The organism is Streptomyces sp. NPDC003697, from assembly GCF_053587115.1.
On the sequence record NZ_JBSFNN010000082.1, the window covers coordinates 1 to 13,434 of the forward strand.

14 protein-coding genes are annotated in these 13,434 nt (G+C 72.5%); 2 read left to right on the top strand and 12 right to left on the bottom strand.

Going from position 1 to position 13,434, the window contains the following annotated elements; all coding sequences use genetic code 11:
* Positions 1 to 112 precede the first annotated feature (112 nt).
* From ACWDNY_RS25565 to ACWDNY_RS25575, 3 genes are all read right to left on the bottom strand, one after another.
* Positions 113 to 811: a TetR/AcrR family transcriptional regulator gene (locus ACWDNY_RS25565; RefSeq protein WP_451648129.1), complete on the bottom strand. Its 699-nt coding sequence runs from the start codon at positions 809 to 811 to the stop codon at positions 113 to 115.
* A gap of 64 nt (positions 812 to 875) precedes the next feature.
* The gene (locus ACWDNY_RS25570) at positions 876 to 1,016 is read right to left on the bottom strand and encodes an SCO1431 family membrane protein (RefSeq protein WP_451648130.1); all 141 of its coding nucleotides are present in this window, start codon (positions 1,014 to 1,016) and stop codon (positions 876 to 878) included.
* A 146-nt stretch (positions 1,017 to 1,162) separates the two neighbouring features.
* Positions 1,163 to 2,542: a peptidase C39 family protein gene (locus ACWDNY_RS25575; protein ID WP_451648131.1), complete on the bottom strand. Its 1,380-nt coding sequence runs from the start codon at positions 2,540 to 2,542 to the stop codon at positions 1,163 to 1,165.
* Positions 2,543 to 2,790: 248 nt separating this feature from the next.
* On the opposite strand from ACWDNY_RS25575, the gene ACWDNY_RS25580 reads away from it, so the two are divergent.
* Both ACWDNY_RS25580 and ACWDNY_RS25585 read left to right on the top strand, forming a co-directional pair.
* On the top strand, positions 2,791 to 3,411 hold the full coding sequence (locus tag ACWDNY_RS25580; RefSeq protein WP_451648151.1) for a uridine kinase family protein: 621 nt from the start codon (positions 2,791 to 2,793) through the stop codon (positions 3,409 to 3,411).
* Positions 3,412 to 3,844: 433 nt separating this feature from the next.
* The gene (locus ACWDNY_RS25585) at positions 3,845 to 5,707 is read left to right on the top strand and encodes an AAA family ATPase (RefSeq protein WP_451648152.1); all 1,863 of its coding nucleotides are present in this window, start codon (positions 3,845 to 3,847) and stop codon (positions 5,705 to 5,707) included.
* 111 nt (positions 5,708 to 5,818) lie between these two features.
* On the opposite strand, the gene ACWDNY_RS25590 is transcribed toward ACWDNY_RS25585, so the two are convergent.
* The 9 genes from ACWDNY_RS25590 to ACWDNY_RS25630 form a co-directional block, all read right to left on the bottom strand.
* The gene (locus ACWDNY_RS25590) at positions 5,819 to 6,904 is read right to left on the bottom strand and encodes a hemolysin family protein (protein ID WP_451648132.1); all 1,086 of its coding nucleotides are present in this window, start codon (positions 6,902 to 6,904) and stop codon (positions 5,819 to 5,821) included.
* Positions 6,901 to 8,247 (bottom strand): hemolysin family protein, encoded by a 1,347-nt coding sequence (locus ACWDNY_RS25595; protein WP_451648133.1) that lies wholly within the window; start codon positions 8,245 to 8,247, stop codon positions 6,901 to 6,903. Before ACWDNY_RS25595 ends, ACWDNY_RS25590 begins: the two co-directional genes overlap by 4 nt.
* Positions 8,248 to 8,471: 224 nt before the next feature.
* Positions 8,472 to 8,939, bottom strand: coding sequence for a PH domain-containing protein (locus tag ACWDNY_RS25600; RefSeq protein WP_451648134.1), 468 nt, complete (start codon positions 8,937 to 8,939; stop codon positions 8,472 to 8,474).
* A gap of 13 nt (positions 8,940 to 8,952) precedes the next feature.
* Positions 8,953 to 9,810, bottom strand: coding sequence for an ATP phosphoribosyltransferase (gene hisG, locus ACWDNY_RS25605; RefSeq protein ID WP_451648135.1), 858 nt, complete (start codon positions 9,808 to 9,810; stop codon positions 8,953 to 8,955).
* A 63-nt stretch (positions 9,811 to 9,873) separates the two neighbouring features.
* Positions 9,874 to 10,146, bottom strand: a complete 273-nt coding sequence (locus tag ACWDNY_RS25610) for a phosphoribosyl-ATP diphosphatase (RefSeq protein WP_451648136.1) — start codon at positions 10,144 to 10,146, stop codon at positions 9,874 to 9,876.
* Between the two features lie 34 nt (positions 10,147 to 10,180).
* Positions 10,181 to 10,666, bottom strand: a complete 486-nt coding sequence (ribH, locus tag ACWDNY_RS25615; protein WP_451648137.1) for a 6,7-dimethyl-8-ribityllumazine synthase — start codon at positions 10,664 to 10,666, stop codon at positions 10,181 to 10,183.
* 25 nt (positions 10,667 to 10,691) lie between these two features.
* Positions 10,692 to 12,104, bottom strand: coding sequence for a bifunctional 3,4-dihydroxy-2-butanone-4-phosphate synthase/GTP cyclohydrolase II (locus ACWDNY_RS25620; protein ID WP_451648139.1), 1,413 nt, complete (start codon positions 12,102 to 12,104; stop codon positions 10,692 to 10,694).
* Positions 12,101 to 12,745 carry a nicotinamide mononucleotide transporter family protein gene (locus tag ACWDNY_RS25625; protein ID WP_451648140.1) on the bottom strand — a complete coding sequence of 215 codons (645 nt, stop codon included), beginning with the start codon at positions 12,743 to 12,745 and terminating at the stop codon, positions 12,101 to 12,103. Before ACWDNY_RS25625 ends, ACWDNY_RS25620 begins: the two co-directional genes overlap by 4 nt.
* On the bottom strand, positions 12,742 to 13,347 hold the full coding sequence (locus ACWDNY_RS25630; RefSeq protein WP_451648141.1) for a riboflavin synthase: 606 nt from the start codon (positions 13,345 to 13,347) through the stop codon (positions 12,742 to 12,744). Before ACWDNY_RS25630 ends, ACWDNY_RS25625 begins: the two co-directional genes overlap by 4 nt.
* Between the last annotated feature and the right edge of the window lie 87 nt (positions 13,348 to 13,434).

A 13,434-nucleotide genomic window follows, 5' to 3' on the forward strand; every position in this document is an offset into this window, starting at 1 on the left:
GGCCCTCCGCGTCGCGCTCGTAGTAGCTGTCGGACAGGATCAGCAGCCCGGCGCCGTTGTTGTCCCGCATCGCCGCGTTCGCCCCGTCGTGCGAACGTCGCCTGCCGCGGGACTAGGCGGAGCGGCGGGCCGGCTCGGGGGCCGGGTGGGTGGGGTCGAGTTCCCCGATGGCGCGCAGGGCGCCGCCGAGGGTCCTCACGAGCAGGGCCCGCATCGTGTCTCGGGACAGTTCGGGGCGGGCGATCCAGTCGAGGGTCGCACCCTCGACGCCGCACACCCAGGCCAGCAGGCCCATGCGGGCCAGGGGTGCGATCGTGGTGCGGCCGTAGGCCCCCTCGGCGATGGTCGCGACCATCGCCTCGCGCACGCCGTCGCGGATGGCGTGCACCTGGGTGTCGAAGCCGACGCCGCCGCTGACGATGGTGCGGTAGGCGGCCTGGTTGTGCTCGGCGTAGCGCAGGTAGCCGTCGATCGTGCGGTGCACCCGGCCCACGGCCGGCAGGTCCGTGCCGCCCGCCGCGAAGGCGATCAGGTCGGCCACGGAGGCCTCGACGATCGCCAGGTAGTAGCCGCGCTTGGAACGGAAGTAGTAGTAGATGAGCCCCTTGGCGACGTGGGCCTGCCGGGCTATGTCGTCCATCGACAGGGCGTCGTAGGGGGTGTCGGCGAACAGCTTCCGCCCGACGGCGATGAGTTCGGCGCGACGTGCCGCGGAGCGCTCGGTACCCCGCGGCCGGACGGCGCTCCTCTCCGCCCGTGCGGGGTGGAGGGCTGCGGAGGGGGCGGCGTCGCACGGACGGCTCGTGTGCACGGGGGACCTGGTCTTCGACGGGCGGCGGGACAGCCGCAGTATGGCAGGTCGGCCGTGTCTCAGGTCACAGCAGTCCGAGTTGGGTGACGAGCATCGCGATCACCACGACGAGGGTCCAGCCGAGGACGTGTTCGGCGATCTTCGGGCCGTCGTCCCGGGGACCGCCGGTGCGGATGCGGGAGGCTTCGGCTGCGTGGGCGCTCATCGTGTCTCGCAGAGGTCGTACGTGCACGGCGGACGCGCCGCGCCTTCGCATCCACCTTGCCACCGCGGACGGCGCGGGCGGCGGAGAGGTTGCTCACAGCGAGGGGCCCCGGTCGCCCGGGGCCCCCTCGTCCGCGTCGGCCGGTGTCAGCGCACGCCCACCGCCGCGAGCGCCTTGCACTGGCGGGAGGTGGGCTGCGCCGGGAAGTACAGGTAGCAGACGCCGCCGGTGCCGGAGACGACCTTGCCGGAGGCGTTGTACCGCTTGGTGCGCAGCCAGATGTTCTCGAACTCGCGGCGCCGGTAGACGCGGCGCACCGCCTCGTCGCTGACGGAGGCCGGGTCGTTGGCGATCACGTCGCCGTCGGCGGTGAAGCCGATGACCGTCATCAGGTGCCCGGAGGTACCGTAACCGGCCCCGGTCAGTTCGGTCTTGAGGAAGGACTGGGACGTTATGGCCGGGATGCCCGCCGCGATCAGCGTCTCCAGGTCGGTGAGCGAGCCGAGCCGGGTGACGACGCCCTGCAGGCCCGGGAAGGTGGCCGCGTACGCCGCGTTGAACGGCCAGTTGCCGCAGCCGGCGTACTGGTGGTCATAGGTGTACCGGGCCGCGTGGCAGATCTGCGGGTCGGCGTACTCGGGGTTCACCCACGCCAGTTGCTCCGGCGTGAGGCGCCCGCCCCAGTACTCGATGATCATCTGCGAGGAGGTGGGGCTGCACCAGGCCTCGCCTCCGCTGTCGTACTCGGGGTACTGGCCGGCGTGCACCTCCTGCGAGTAGCGGGGGACGGCCAGTTCCGCGGCCGTGCCGGGCGTCGAGGCCGGGACCGTGAAGCGGGCGGGGACGTCGGAGCCCATGGCGCCGGCCCGCCACACGGTGGGGGTCAACTGCGTGCCGGGCCTGCGGTACAGGGTCAGCCGCAGCCGGTACGACGTCAGGCGCAGCCCGGAGGCCGGGTCGTCGACGGCGAAGGTGTCCGTCCAGACGGTGCTCCTGCCGTCGCTCTGGCCGTCGACCGAGGTGCGTCTGATGTCCTGGTCGCCGGCCGCCCAGCGGCCCATCACGTACCAGGGGGTGTCCGTGCCGTCGGAGTACGTGCCCCTCAGTTCCACCTGGAGCCAGGTGCCCGCCGGGGTGTGCGCGTTCCACGAGGCGACCGCCTCGGTGGCCGGGACGGTGAGCCGGTGGACCGGTGAGGTCCAGGTGGCGTACTCCCACGACGCGGTCGTGCCGGTGTGCGGGTCGGTGTAGTCGGTGGTGCCGGCCGCGGCGGCGATCCGGATCCCGGGCCGGAGGCCGGCGACGGCGAGCGTGCCGTGCGCCTCCCCGCCGCGCCAGTCGGGGTACGTCGTCCAGAAGCGGTTGTCGACCGGGCGGGCCGGCGTGGTGCCGCGGCCCGGGCGGCCGTGGGAGGTGCCGGCGGCCGGGAAGGTCACGGCGGCCGCCGGGGCCGCGCTCCCCACGACCGCGGCGGCGACCGCTGCGGCCAGGACGGTTCTGCGGGACGGCTGTTCGGCTTGGCTCATGGGTGAGAGACCCCCAGGTGTCCGAGTCGGGGCGGGTCCGTGCACGATGTGGGCTCACTATGACCGCGGCGACCCGCTCCCGCCAGCACTTCGGCCGACGCCACGCCCACCAATATTGGTCCCGACCACTGGCATGACCTGCGGCACCCCGGCGCCGCGCTCGCCGCTGCCCCCCCCCTCCCCGCCGGGGACGCCACTAGACTGTGCCGCCGATACCTGCCACGCCCTCTCCACGCCCCGGAACCGCCATCCATACCCTCGCCCGCCTCCTTCGCCGGCTCCCCCCGTCCTGCGGCCCCGTCCGTCTGGTCGCCGTCGACGGGCACGCGGGCTCGGGGAAGTCCACCTTCGCCGGGCGGCTGGCCGGCGCACTCGGCGGTGCGCCCGTGCTCCACCTGGACGACATCGCGACGCACGAGGAACTGTTCGCGTGGGACCGGCGACTGCTGGACGACGTGATCGGACCACTCGCCCGTGGCGCCGTGGCGCACTACCGCCCCTACGACTGGCACGCCCGGCGCTTCGGCCCCCCGCGCGCGCTGCCGCCGGCTCCCGTGGTGCTGGTCGAGGGTGTGGGCGCCGGCCGCCGGGCGCTGCGCCCCCACCTGGCCCACCTGCTCTGGATGGAGCTGCCGCACGAGGAGTCCTGGGCGCGGGGCCGCTCGCGGGACGGCGCGGAACAGGCGGACTTCTGGGCCGGATGGGTCGAGGCGGAACGCCGGCACTTCACCCAGGACCCCTCCCGGCCGTTCGCGGATCTTCTGGTGCGGCAGACGATGCGCGGATATGAGACGGTTTGCGGGCCTCTTGCCCCGGCTGGTCCGGACCGCGCGGTCACCGACGGTGACGGTGCGCCGCCCCTGCGCTGAACCCGCCGGGACCCTCGCGGGCGAAGTTCCCCGAAGGCCACAACTCTGCTTGACCGGGGGGCCGTACAGGTCTTACGTTCTCAATGTGCGGTCCTGCGGGACCGTCGGCAGACGCGAAGCCCCCGGTTGTTCCCCCGTGACCGGGGGCTTCGTTCTGTCCCGATACCTCCTCCCCCCGGTGCCGTGAAGCACCCGCGTGATCACCCTGGGTCACCGCCCGCGATCTGCCGCATCCTTCTCCCACCTCGCCGAATAGCCTGTGCGGCACCCTTCGGCGGGCGACCGCCTCGCGGGTACGATGCCCTGGTGCGACCGTCGGGCGGCTGCTTCGCACCCGCAACTCCCGTCCGCGGCACAGCGGTTCGACGCAGGCATCCGCCGGACGACATCCGGTCGGGGTGGACCTACGGGGGCACGGTTTGTGGGGGACGTGATGGATTTCGGCACGCGGGGCCCCGAGGCCCCGGCCGACCTCGCCTGGTTGCGAGGCGTGGACGCCTACACGATGGGCGCCTATCCGCAGGCCGAGGAGGAGTTCCGGGCCGCGGTCCGGATGGATCCCGGCATGGCCGACGGCTGGCTCGGGCTGCATGCGCTGCGCGTCGACACGACGACCGCGCTGCTGCGGATGTTCCGTCACCGGGACCGCTTCGGCGAGCAGCGCGCCCGGCACCGCAGGGCGCTCAACTCCTGGTACTGGCTGGGCTGGTGGGTGCAGCCCGTGCTGGAAAGCCCCCGCGACCTGCTGCTCGCGCACGCCTCGCACTGGCTGGACGGCCGCCATGTGCCGGAGCTGGACCGGGCGCTGGCCGGACTGCCGCCCGTGGACGCCGACCACCACGTCCGGTTCCTGCACGCCTGCCGCTCCTACCTCGTCAAGGACTGGGAACAGCTCGTCCGGCACACCGACCCCCTCGTCGACGACCCCCTGCTCGGCATCGAAGCGGGCCTGTTCGGCGGTATGGCGAGGGTCCGGCTGGAGATGTACGGGCAGGCCGAACCGCTGCTGTCGGCGGCGCTGATGCGCTGCCGCAGCGAGCAGCCGCAGCGCAAGGAGCTGCGGTACTGGCTGGCGCGGGCCCTGGAGGGCACCGGCCGCAGCGCCGCGGCGCTGCCGCTGTACCGGGCGGTGCACCGGGTCGACCCGGCGTTCATGGACACCTCCGCCCGGCTCGCGGCGATCGCCGAGGGCGACGGGTACGACGGAACCGATCTCGCGGCGATCACGCTCAGCGGCGCCGGTCAGGACTCTGTGGACGGCGCGGACGGCCTGGACCCGTTCTTCGGCGCCGACGGCAGGGATCTGAGACTGCCCGATCCCGACCTGCCGCCGGCCGGTCCCCAGCCGTCGGTGACCGACCCGGCGGTGCGCCGGCGGACCGCCGGGCCGCCGAACCCGCTGCCCACCGGGCCCACCGACTGCGCGTTACTCGAGGAGGCGCTCGCCCAACTTGAGCGCATGGTCGGACTGGAACCAGTGAAACGCCAGGTCAAAGCGCTTTCTGCACAGCTGAACATGGCCCGGCTGCGGGCTGGGCAGGGGCTGCCCGTGCAGCCGCCGAAACGCCACTTCGTCTTCTCCGGTCCCTCCGGCACCGGCAAGACCACGGTCGCCCGGATCCTCGGCCGCGTGTTCTACGCGCTCGGTCTGCTCGGCGGCGACCACCTGGTCGAGGCGCAGCGGGCCGACCTGGTCGGCGAGTACCTCGGCCAGACCGCCGTCAAGGCCAACGAGCTGATCGACTCCGCGATCGGCGGTGTCCTCTTCGTCGACGAGGCCTACTCCCTGTCGAACTCCGGGTACGGCAAGGGCGACGCGTACGGTGACGAGGCGCTGCAGGTGCTGCTGAAGCGGGCGGAGGACAACCGGGATCACCTCGTGGTGATCCTCGCCGGTTACCCCGAGGGCATGGACCGCCTGCTCGCCGCCAACCCCGGTCTGTCGTCGCGGTTCACGACGCGGGTGGACTTCCCTTCCTACCGGCCGGCGGAGCTCACCGAGATCGGCCGGGTGCTCGCCGCGGAGAACGGTGACCTGTGGGACGAGGAAGCCCTCGACGAGCTGCGCTCGATCGCCGGGCACGTGGTCGACCAGGGGTGGATCGACGAGCTGGGCAACGGGCGGTTCCTGCGGACGCTGTACGAGAAGAGCTGCGCGTACCGGGATCTGAGGCTGTCCGCCTACGCGGGGGCGCTGTCGCGGGAGGATCTGGCCACGCTGCGGCTGCCGGACCTGATGCAGGCCTACGGTGAGGTGCTGTCGGGGCGGGGACCCCAGGACCCGCCGGACATGTGACCGCCGCGCGCGGCTCCGTCGCCCCGGGGCATCCAGTCGGTGGCGGGCGGAAGGTGGCGTCCACGTCCGTGCCCGCGTGCGGGAGCCGGGGCTCCCGCACGCGGGCGGCGGCTACGTGGCCAGTACCTGCTCCGGTTCCCCGGTCGCCCGCGGCCGCCTCATACGGACCTCCGGCAGCACGCGGTGAGCGGGGTCGCGGACCTCACCGACCAGGAGTTCCAGGACGTCCTCCAGCGCCACCAGCCCCAGCACCCTGCCGCTCGTGTCGGCCACCTGGGCCAGGTGCGTCGCGGCCCGGCGCATGACCGTCAGCGCGTCGTCCAGCGGGACCTCCACGCCGAGCGTCGTCATGGGCCGCCATATCCGCTGCGGCACGGCCCGCTCGGAGTTCTCCAGGTCGAGGACGTCCTTGACGTGGAGGAAGCCCATGAAGGCCCCGTTCCCCGCGACAACGGGGAAACGGGAGTACCCGGTGCGGGCGGTCAGCTCGACGATCTCCCCAGGGGTCACCGAGGGGCTGACCGTCACCAGTGCCTCGCGCCTGATGAGCACGTCGGTCACCGGGCGGGAGCCCAGTTCCAGCGCGTCCTCCAGGCGCTCCTGCTCCTCGGGGTCGAGGAGGCCGGCCTGGCCGGAGTCCTCCACCAGCCGGTTGAGCTGCTCGCTGGTGAAGACGGCCTCGACCTCGTCCTTGGGCTCGACCCTGAACAGCCGCAGGACGCCCTGGGCGCAGGCGCCCAGGGCCACGGTGATGGGCCGGCACAGCCGGGCGAAGGCGACCAGACCGGGGCCCAGCCACAGCGCGGCCTTCTCCGGCGCGGCCATGGCGAGGTTCTTCGGCACCATCTCGCCGATGACGAGGTGGAAGAAGACCACGGCCGCCAGCGCCAGGACGTAGCCGAGCGGGTGGATCACGCCCTGCGGCAGGTGGATCCACTCGAACACCGGCTCCAGCAGGTGGGCCACCGTCGGCTCGGCGACGGCACCGAGGGTCAGCGAGCAGACGGTGATGCCGAACTGCGCGGCCGCCATCATCTGCGGCAGCCGCTCCAGGCCGTGGATGACCTGCCGGGCCCGGGTGGTGCCGAGCGGCTCGATCTGGCTGCGGCGGACGGACACGAGCGCGAACTCGGCGCCGACGAAGAACCCGTTGGCGAGCACCAGCAGCGCGGCGAAGAACAGTTGGAGCACGCTCATCGGGCGGCCTCCACCGCGACGGCGACGGCGTCGGCCGCGGGGGCCGTCCGCACCAGCCGGACCCGCTCCGCGCGGTAGTGCCCGACCTGGCGCACGGACAGCCGCCAGCCCGGCAGCTCGACCCGGTCACCGGGGGCCGGGATGCGCCCGAGCAGGTCGGCGACCAGCCCGGCGACGGTCTCGTAGGGCCCCTCGGGCGCCTGGAGGCCGATGCGCCTGAGCAGGTCGACGCGGCAGCCGCCGTCGACGTCCCACGCGGGGTTGCCGTCCTCCGGCGGGGCCGGGGCCAGGTCGGGCACGTCCTTGGCGTCGTGCTCGTCGCGGACCTCGCCGACGAGTTCCTCGACGATGTCCTCCAGCGTCACGACGCCCGCCGTGCCGCCGTACTCGTCGACCACGACCGCGATGGGCTGCTCGCTGCGCAGCCGCGCCAGCAGCGGCTGCACCGGCAGGGTCTCCGGGACGAGCAGGGCCTGGCGGGCGATGAGGCCGACGGGGGTGCGCAGCCGGTCCCCCACCGGGACGGCCAGGGCGTCCTTCAGGTGGACCATGCCGACCATCTCGTCGATCTTCTCCCGGTAGACGGGGAAGCGGGACAGGCCGGTGGCGCGGGTCAGGTTGACCACGTCCTCGGCGGTCGCCGACGACTGCAGGGCGCTGACCTTCACCCGCGGGGTCATGACGTGCTGCGCGGTCAGCTCGCCCAGGGACAGGGTCCGCACGAACAGGTCCGCCGTGTCCTGTTCCAGGGCGCCGGCCTGCGCGGAGTGGCGCGCCAGGGACACCAGCTCGCCGGGTGTGCGGGCGGAGGCCAGCTCGTCGGCGGGCTCGACGCCCAGGGCGCGGACCAGCCGGTTGGCGACCGCGTTGAGCGCCGCGATCACCGGGCGGAACAGGCGGGAGAACAGGTGCTGCGGGCCGGCGACGAAGCGCGCGACCTGCAGCGGCCGGGACACCGCCCAGTTCTTGGGCACGAGCTCGCCGATCACCATCTGCACGGCGGAGGCGAGGAGCATGCCGACGACCACGGCGACGCCGGAGACGGCGCCCTCGGGGACGCCGACCGCGGTGAACGGGCCGTGCAGCAGCTCGGCCAGCGCGGGCTCGGCGAGCATGCCGACGACGAGGGAGGTGATGGTGATGCCGAGCTGGGTGCCGGAGAGCTGGAACGACAGCTCCTTGAGCGACTCGACGACCGTTCGGGCCCGCCGGTCGCCCTCGGCGGCGGCCTTCTCGGCCTCCGACCGGTCCACGGTCACCAGGCCGAACTCGGCGGCCACGAAGAAGCCGTTGGCCACGATCAGCAGGAAAGCCGCTCCTAGGAGCAGCAGGGGGGTGGTCATGATGCCGCCGCCTCCGCGTAGACGCGGACGCGGTCCGCGCTATGTCGGCAGGGGGCGGCGCAGGTACTGCAGGACGATCCGTCCATCGCCGGAGGGAGTCACTCCTCGGGTAGCAGGAGCCCCTGGGCACCGGGCCGGAGCACAGGAGCGGAGGCGCAGCGAAAACGCCTCCGCCACCAGATTAATCAAGACACCGCCCCATGCGGCAGGGTGGACGCCCCGAGTCAGCCGTGATGTTCGCCGCGCGACCCGTCGGGGTCCGGCAGGGAGCGGGCCGCGACCAGGGCGCGCAGGGCGCGGGCGTCGGCGATGGCCCGCTGCTTGGCGATGCCCGGCTGGATGCCGAGGGCGGGCAGGCTGGTGCCGTCGCTGAGGTCGAGGAAGACCCAGGGATCGCCGGGACGCAGGTTGACCCGGAGGATCTCGGCCCACTCCAGACGGCGGCCGGTGGCGATGTTCACGACGGTGACGCCGGAGTCGTCGGCGACGACCTTGGGCCGGGCGAGGAGCAGCAGGCCCGCCGACAGGAGCGCCGCCGTGAGGACGAAGCTGAGGCGCTCGCCCGGGCCGAGCCGCTCCAGCAGCAGGGTGACGGTGGTGATCACCCCGAAGAGCACGACCGCGGCGGAGAGCAGGACGACACGGGTGCGGCCGGGCCGGAAGGTGACGGGGAGCGCGGGCAGGTCGGTCATCGCTCGGTGCACCTCAGAGGCGGCAGGCGTGGATGGCCGTGGTCAGGATGGCCCGGGCGCCGATGGCGTACAGGTCGTCCATGATCCTTTGGGCCTCCGTGGCCGGGACCATGGCGCGGACGGCGACCCAGCCCTCGTTGTGCAGCGGGGAGACGGTCGGGGACTCCAGACCCGGGGTCAGCGCGACGGCCTTCTCCAGCTGCTCGACCCGGCAGTCGTAGTCCATCATCACGTACGTCCGGGCGACCAGGACGCCCTGCAGGCGGCGCAGGAACTGCTGCACCTTGGGCTCGGCGCCGTCCTCGGCGGTGGCGCCGGTGCGGCGGATCACGACCGCCTCGGACTCCATGATCGGCTCGCCGATGACCTCCAGGCCCGCGTTGCGCAGCGAGGTGCCGGTCTCCACCACGTCCGCGATGACCTCGGCGACGCCGAGTTCGACGGCGGTCTCGACGGCGCCGTCGAGGTGGACGACGGAGGCGTCGATGCCGTGGTCGGCGAGGTGCTTGGCGACGATGCCCTCGTACGACGTGGCGACCGTCATGCCGTTCAGGTCCGTCACGCCGTTCGCCGTGCCGGGCCTGGTGGCGTAGCGGAACGTGGAGCGGGCGAAGCCGAGCGGAAGGATCTCCTCGGCGTTGGCGCCGGAGTCGATCAGCAGGTCGCGGCCGGTGATGCCGATGTCGAGGCGGCCGGAGGAGACGTAGATCGCGATGTCGCGGGGGCGGAGGTAGAAGAACTCGACCTCGTTCTCCGGGTCGACGATCCGCAGTTCCTTGGCCTCGCGCCGCTGCTGGTAGCCGGCCTCATGCAGCATGTCCGCCGCAGGGCCGGAGAGTGAACCCTTGTTGGGGACGGCGATGCGCAGCATGAAGTCGGCTTCCTTTGCGTGGTTCTACGGCTGTGTGGGTGAGGGTGTGCGGCAGGCGACCGCTCAGAGATGGGCGTAGACGTCGTCCAGGGAGATGCCGCGGGCGACCATCATCACCTGCACGTGGTACAGCAGTTGCGAGATCTCCTCGGCCGCCGCCTCCGTGCCCTCGTACTCGGCGGCCATCCACACCTCGGCGGCCTCCTCGACGACCTTCTTGCCGATGGCATGGACGCCCTTGCCGACCAGTTCGGCGGTGCGGGAGGTGGCGGGATCGCCGTGGGCGGCCTTGTGCTGGAGCTCGGTGAAGAGCTCCTCGAACGTCTTCTTGGACATGGTGGTCCCCACCCTACGCGGTCCGGCCGACTCCTCACCGCCAGGGTTCGGATACCGAGCGGAGTGTGGCCGCGGTCGCGACCGCGGCGGTCACCGCCTCGTGGCCCTTGTCCTCCCGGGAGCCCTCCAGGCCGGCCCGGTCCAGGGCCTGCTCCTCCGTGTCGCAGGTCAGCACGCCGAAGCCGACGGGGACGCCGGTCTCCACCGACACCTGGGTCAGCCCCTGGGCGACGCCCTGGCACACGTACTCGAAGTGCGGGGTGCCGCCGCGGATGACGACGCCGAGGGCGACGACGGCGTCGTAGCCGCGGCCCGCGAGCACCTTGGCGACGACGGGGAGCTCGAAGCTGCCGGGGACCCGGAGCAGGGTCGGCTCGTCGATCCCCAGCTCGTGCAGGGCGCGCAGGGCGCCGTCCACCAGGCCGTCCATCACCTTCTCGTGCCACTGCGCCGCGATGACGGCGACCCTGAGGTCGCCGACGTTCCGGACGGACAGCTCCGGTGCACCCTTGCCGCTCACGTGTCTCCTCAGTGCTCTGTTCGTGTTACTGGTTGCCGCAGGTGGCCGCGGCGGCCGCGTCCAGCCAGGGCAGGTCGTGTCCCATCCGGTCCCGCTTGGTGCGCAGGTAGCGGATGTTGTGTTCGCCCGCCTGGACGGGCATCGGCTCGCGGGCGGTGACCTTCAGGCCGTACCGGGTCAGCGCGCCGGCCTTGTCGGGGTTGTTGGTCATCAGCCGGACGCTGCGCACGCCGAGGTCGGCCAGGATCTGCGCCCCGGCGCCGTAGTCGCGGGCGTCGGCGGGCAGGCCGAGTTCGAGGTTGGCGTCGAGTGTGTCGCGGCCACGCTCCTGGAGCTCGTAGGCGCGCAGTTTGGACATCAGGCCGATGCCGCGCCCCTCGTGCCCGCGCAGGTACACCACCACTCCCCTGCCCTCGGCCTGGATGCGCTCCAGGGAGGCGTCCAGCTGGGGGCCGCAGTCGCAGCGCAGGGAGCCGAAGATGTCGCCGGTGAGGCACTCGGAGTGGACGCGGACGAGGACGTCCTCGCCGTCGCCGATCTCGCCGTGCACCAGCGCGACGTGCTCGACGCCGTCGACGGTGGAGCGGTAGCCGTGGGCCGTGAAGGTGCCGTGGGCGGTCGGCAGGTGGACCTCCGCCTCCCGGCGGACGGTGGGCTCGCACACGACCGTCCCGTGCGCCGCCGGAGCCGCGAGCCCGGGAGAGCGCCGGTAGGCGATCAGGTCCTCGATGGAGATGATCGTCAGACCGTGCTTGCGGGCGAACGGGATGAGCTCGGGCAGGCGCAGCATGCGGCCGTCCTCGCCGGCGATCTCGACGATCGCGCCGGCCGGGCGCAGTCCGGCGAGCCGGGCGAGGTCGACGGCGGCTTCGGTGTGCCCGTTGCGGGTGAGGACCCCGCCGGGCCGGGCGCGCAGCGGGAAGACGTGGCCGGGGCGGACGAAGTCGGCCGGCTCGGCCGTGCCGCTCGCCAGCAGCCGGAGCGTGGTGGCGCGGTCGGCGGCGGAGATGCCGGTCGTGACGCCGTGTGCGCCGGAGGCGTCGACCGAGACCGTGAAGGCGGTCTTCATCGACTCGGTGTTGTCCTCGACCATCTGCGGCAGCCGCAGCCGGTCCAGTTCCTCGCCCTCCATGGGGACGCAGATCAGGCCGCGGCACTCGCTCATCATGAAGGCGACGATCTCCTCGGTCACCTTCTCGGCGGCCATGACGAGGTCGCCCTCGTTCTCGCGGTCCTCGTCGTCGACGACCACGACCGGGCGGCCGGCGGCGATGTCGGCGACGGCCTGCTCGACCGGGTCGAGGGTGAAGTCCTCGATGTCGTCGGCGCCGTAGAGGACCGGTGGGACCAAGGGTGCGGCGGGGTGCGAGTCCTGAGGTGTCCTCTGCTGCGGGGGAGCCTCGTTGGGGCCGGTGGTGGACGACGGGCGGGAGGTCATGCCGGCGCTCCTTCCATGACGGGCCGCGCGGCCTTGCGGGAGCGCAGCCACCAGTCGCGCATGCCCCACAGGACGAGTGCGCCGTAGATGACGTAGACGAAGCCGGAGAAGGCGAAGCCGTTGGCGAAGTTGAGCGGGACGCCGACGGCGTCCACGAGCAGCCAGGCGAACCAGAACTCGACCATGCCGCGCGCCTGGGCGTACATGGCGACGATCGTGCCGACGAAGATGTAGGCGTCCGGCCAGGGGTCCCAGGACAGGGACGGGTACGCGGTGAACAGCCCGGCGACCGCGACGGTGCCGAGGGCGGCCGCGCCGGCCAGCACCAGGCGTTCGCGCCAGGCGGCGAACCGCACGGCGATGTGGCCGTCCTCCGCCTGGCCCCGGCCGCGGTTCCACTGCCACCAGCCGTAGACGGCGACAACCATGACGACCACCTGCTTGCCGGCGCTGCCGGAGAGGTGAGCGGTGGCGAAGGCGGCGAAGAGGATGAGCCCGGAGAGGAACTGGACCGGCCAGCTCCAGATCGAGCGCCGCCAGCCGAACGCGAGGCCGATCAGGCCGATCACGTTGCCGATCATGTCGGACCATTTGATGTGCTGGTGGAAGAGGACGAAGGCCTCGGAGTTGAGCCAGTTCACCGGCCGGCCCCCTGACCGGCCGCCAGCAGCCGCTCGACGTACTTGGCGACGACGTCCACTTCGAGGTTGACCGGGTCGCCGGGCTGCTTGAGGCCGAGCGTGGTCAGCGCGAGGGTGGTCGGGATGAGACTGACGGTGAAGTAGTCGGGGCCCGCCTCGACGACGGTCAGGCTGATGCCGTCGACGGTGATGGAGCCCTTCTCCACGACGTAGCGCGCGAGGTCCGCGGGGAGCGAGATCCTGACGATCTCCCAGTGCTCCGAGGGGGTGCGGGCGAGAATCGTGCCGGTGCCGTCGACGTGCCCCTGCACGATGTGCCCGCCGAGGCGCGCGCCGACGGCGGTGGGGCGTTCCAGGTTGACGCGGGAACCGACGGAGAGGGCACCGAGGCTGGAGCGCTTGAGGGTCTCCGCCATGACGTCCGCGGTGAACTCGTCGCCCTCGTGTTCGACGACGGTGAGACACACCCCGTTCACGGCGATGGAGTCGCCGTGCTGCGCGCCCTCGGTCACGACGGGGCCGCGGAGCCGGAAGCGAGCGGCGTCGCCGAGGTCCTCGACGGCGGTTACTTCGCCCAGCTCTTCGACGATTCCGGTGAACACGTCCCGGGTCCTCCTGCCTCATTCGGGCACGGACTCCGGGGCTGTCGATGACGACAGAGAACACGGGCTGGAACGCCGGGACGACGC

What these genes read in the sequence shown, in the direction of transcription:
- ACWDNY_RS25595 (WP_451648133.1), bottom strand. Translation starts at nt 8,247, where the DNA reads ATGACCACCCCCCTGCTGCTCCTAGGAGCGGCTTTCCTGCTGATCGTG.
- ACWDNY_RS25575 (WP_451648131.1), bottom strand. Translation starts at nt 2,542, where the DNA reads ATGAGCCAAGCCGAACAGCCGTCCCGCAGAACCGTCCTGGCCGCAGCG.
- ACWDNY_RS25600 (WP_451648134.1), bottom strand. Translation starts at nt 8,939, where the DNA reads ATGACCGACCTGCCCGCGCTCCCCGTCACCTTCCGGCCCGGCCGCACC.
- hisG (WP_451648135.1), bottom strand. Translation starts at nt 9,810, where the DNA reads ATGCTGCGCATCGCCGTCCCCAACAAGGGTTCACTCTCCGGCCCTGCG.
- ACWDNY_RS25620 (WP_451648139.1), bottom strand. Translation starts at nt 12,104, where the DNA reads ATGACCTCCCGCCCGTCGTCCACCACCGGCCCCAACGAGGCTCCCCCG.
- ACWDNY_RS25610 (WP_451648136.1), bottom strand. Translation starts at nt 10,146, where the DNA reads ATGTCCAAGAAGACGTTCGAGGAGCTCTTCACCGAGCTCCAGCACAAG.
- ACWDNY_RS25590 (WP_451648132.1), bottom strand. Translation starts at nt 6,904, where the DNA reads ATGAGCGTGCTCCAACTGTTCTTCGCCGCGCTGCTGGTGCTCGCCAAC.
- ACWDNY_RS25585 (WP_451648152.1), top strand. Translation starts at nt 3,845, where the DNA reads ATGGATTTCGGCACGCGGGGCCCCGAGGCCCCGGCCGACCTCGCCTGG.
- ACWDNY_RS25570 (WP_451648130.1), bottom strand. Translation starts at nt 1,016, where the DNA reads ATGAGCGCCCACGCAGCCGAAGCCTCCCGCATCCGCACCGGCGGTCCC.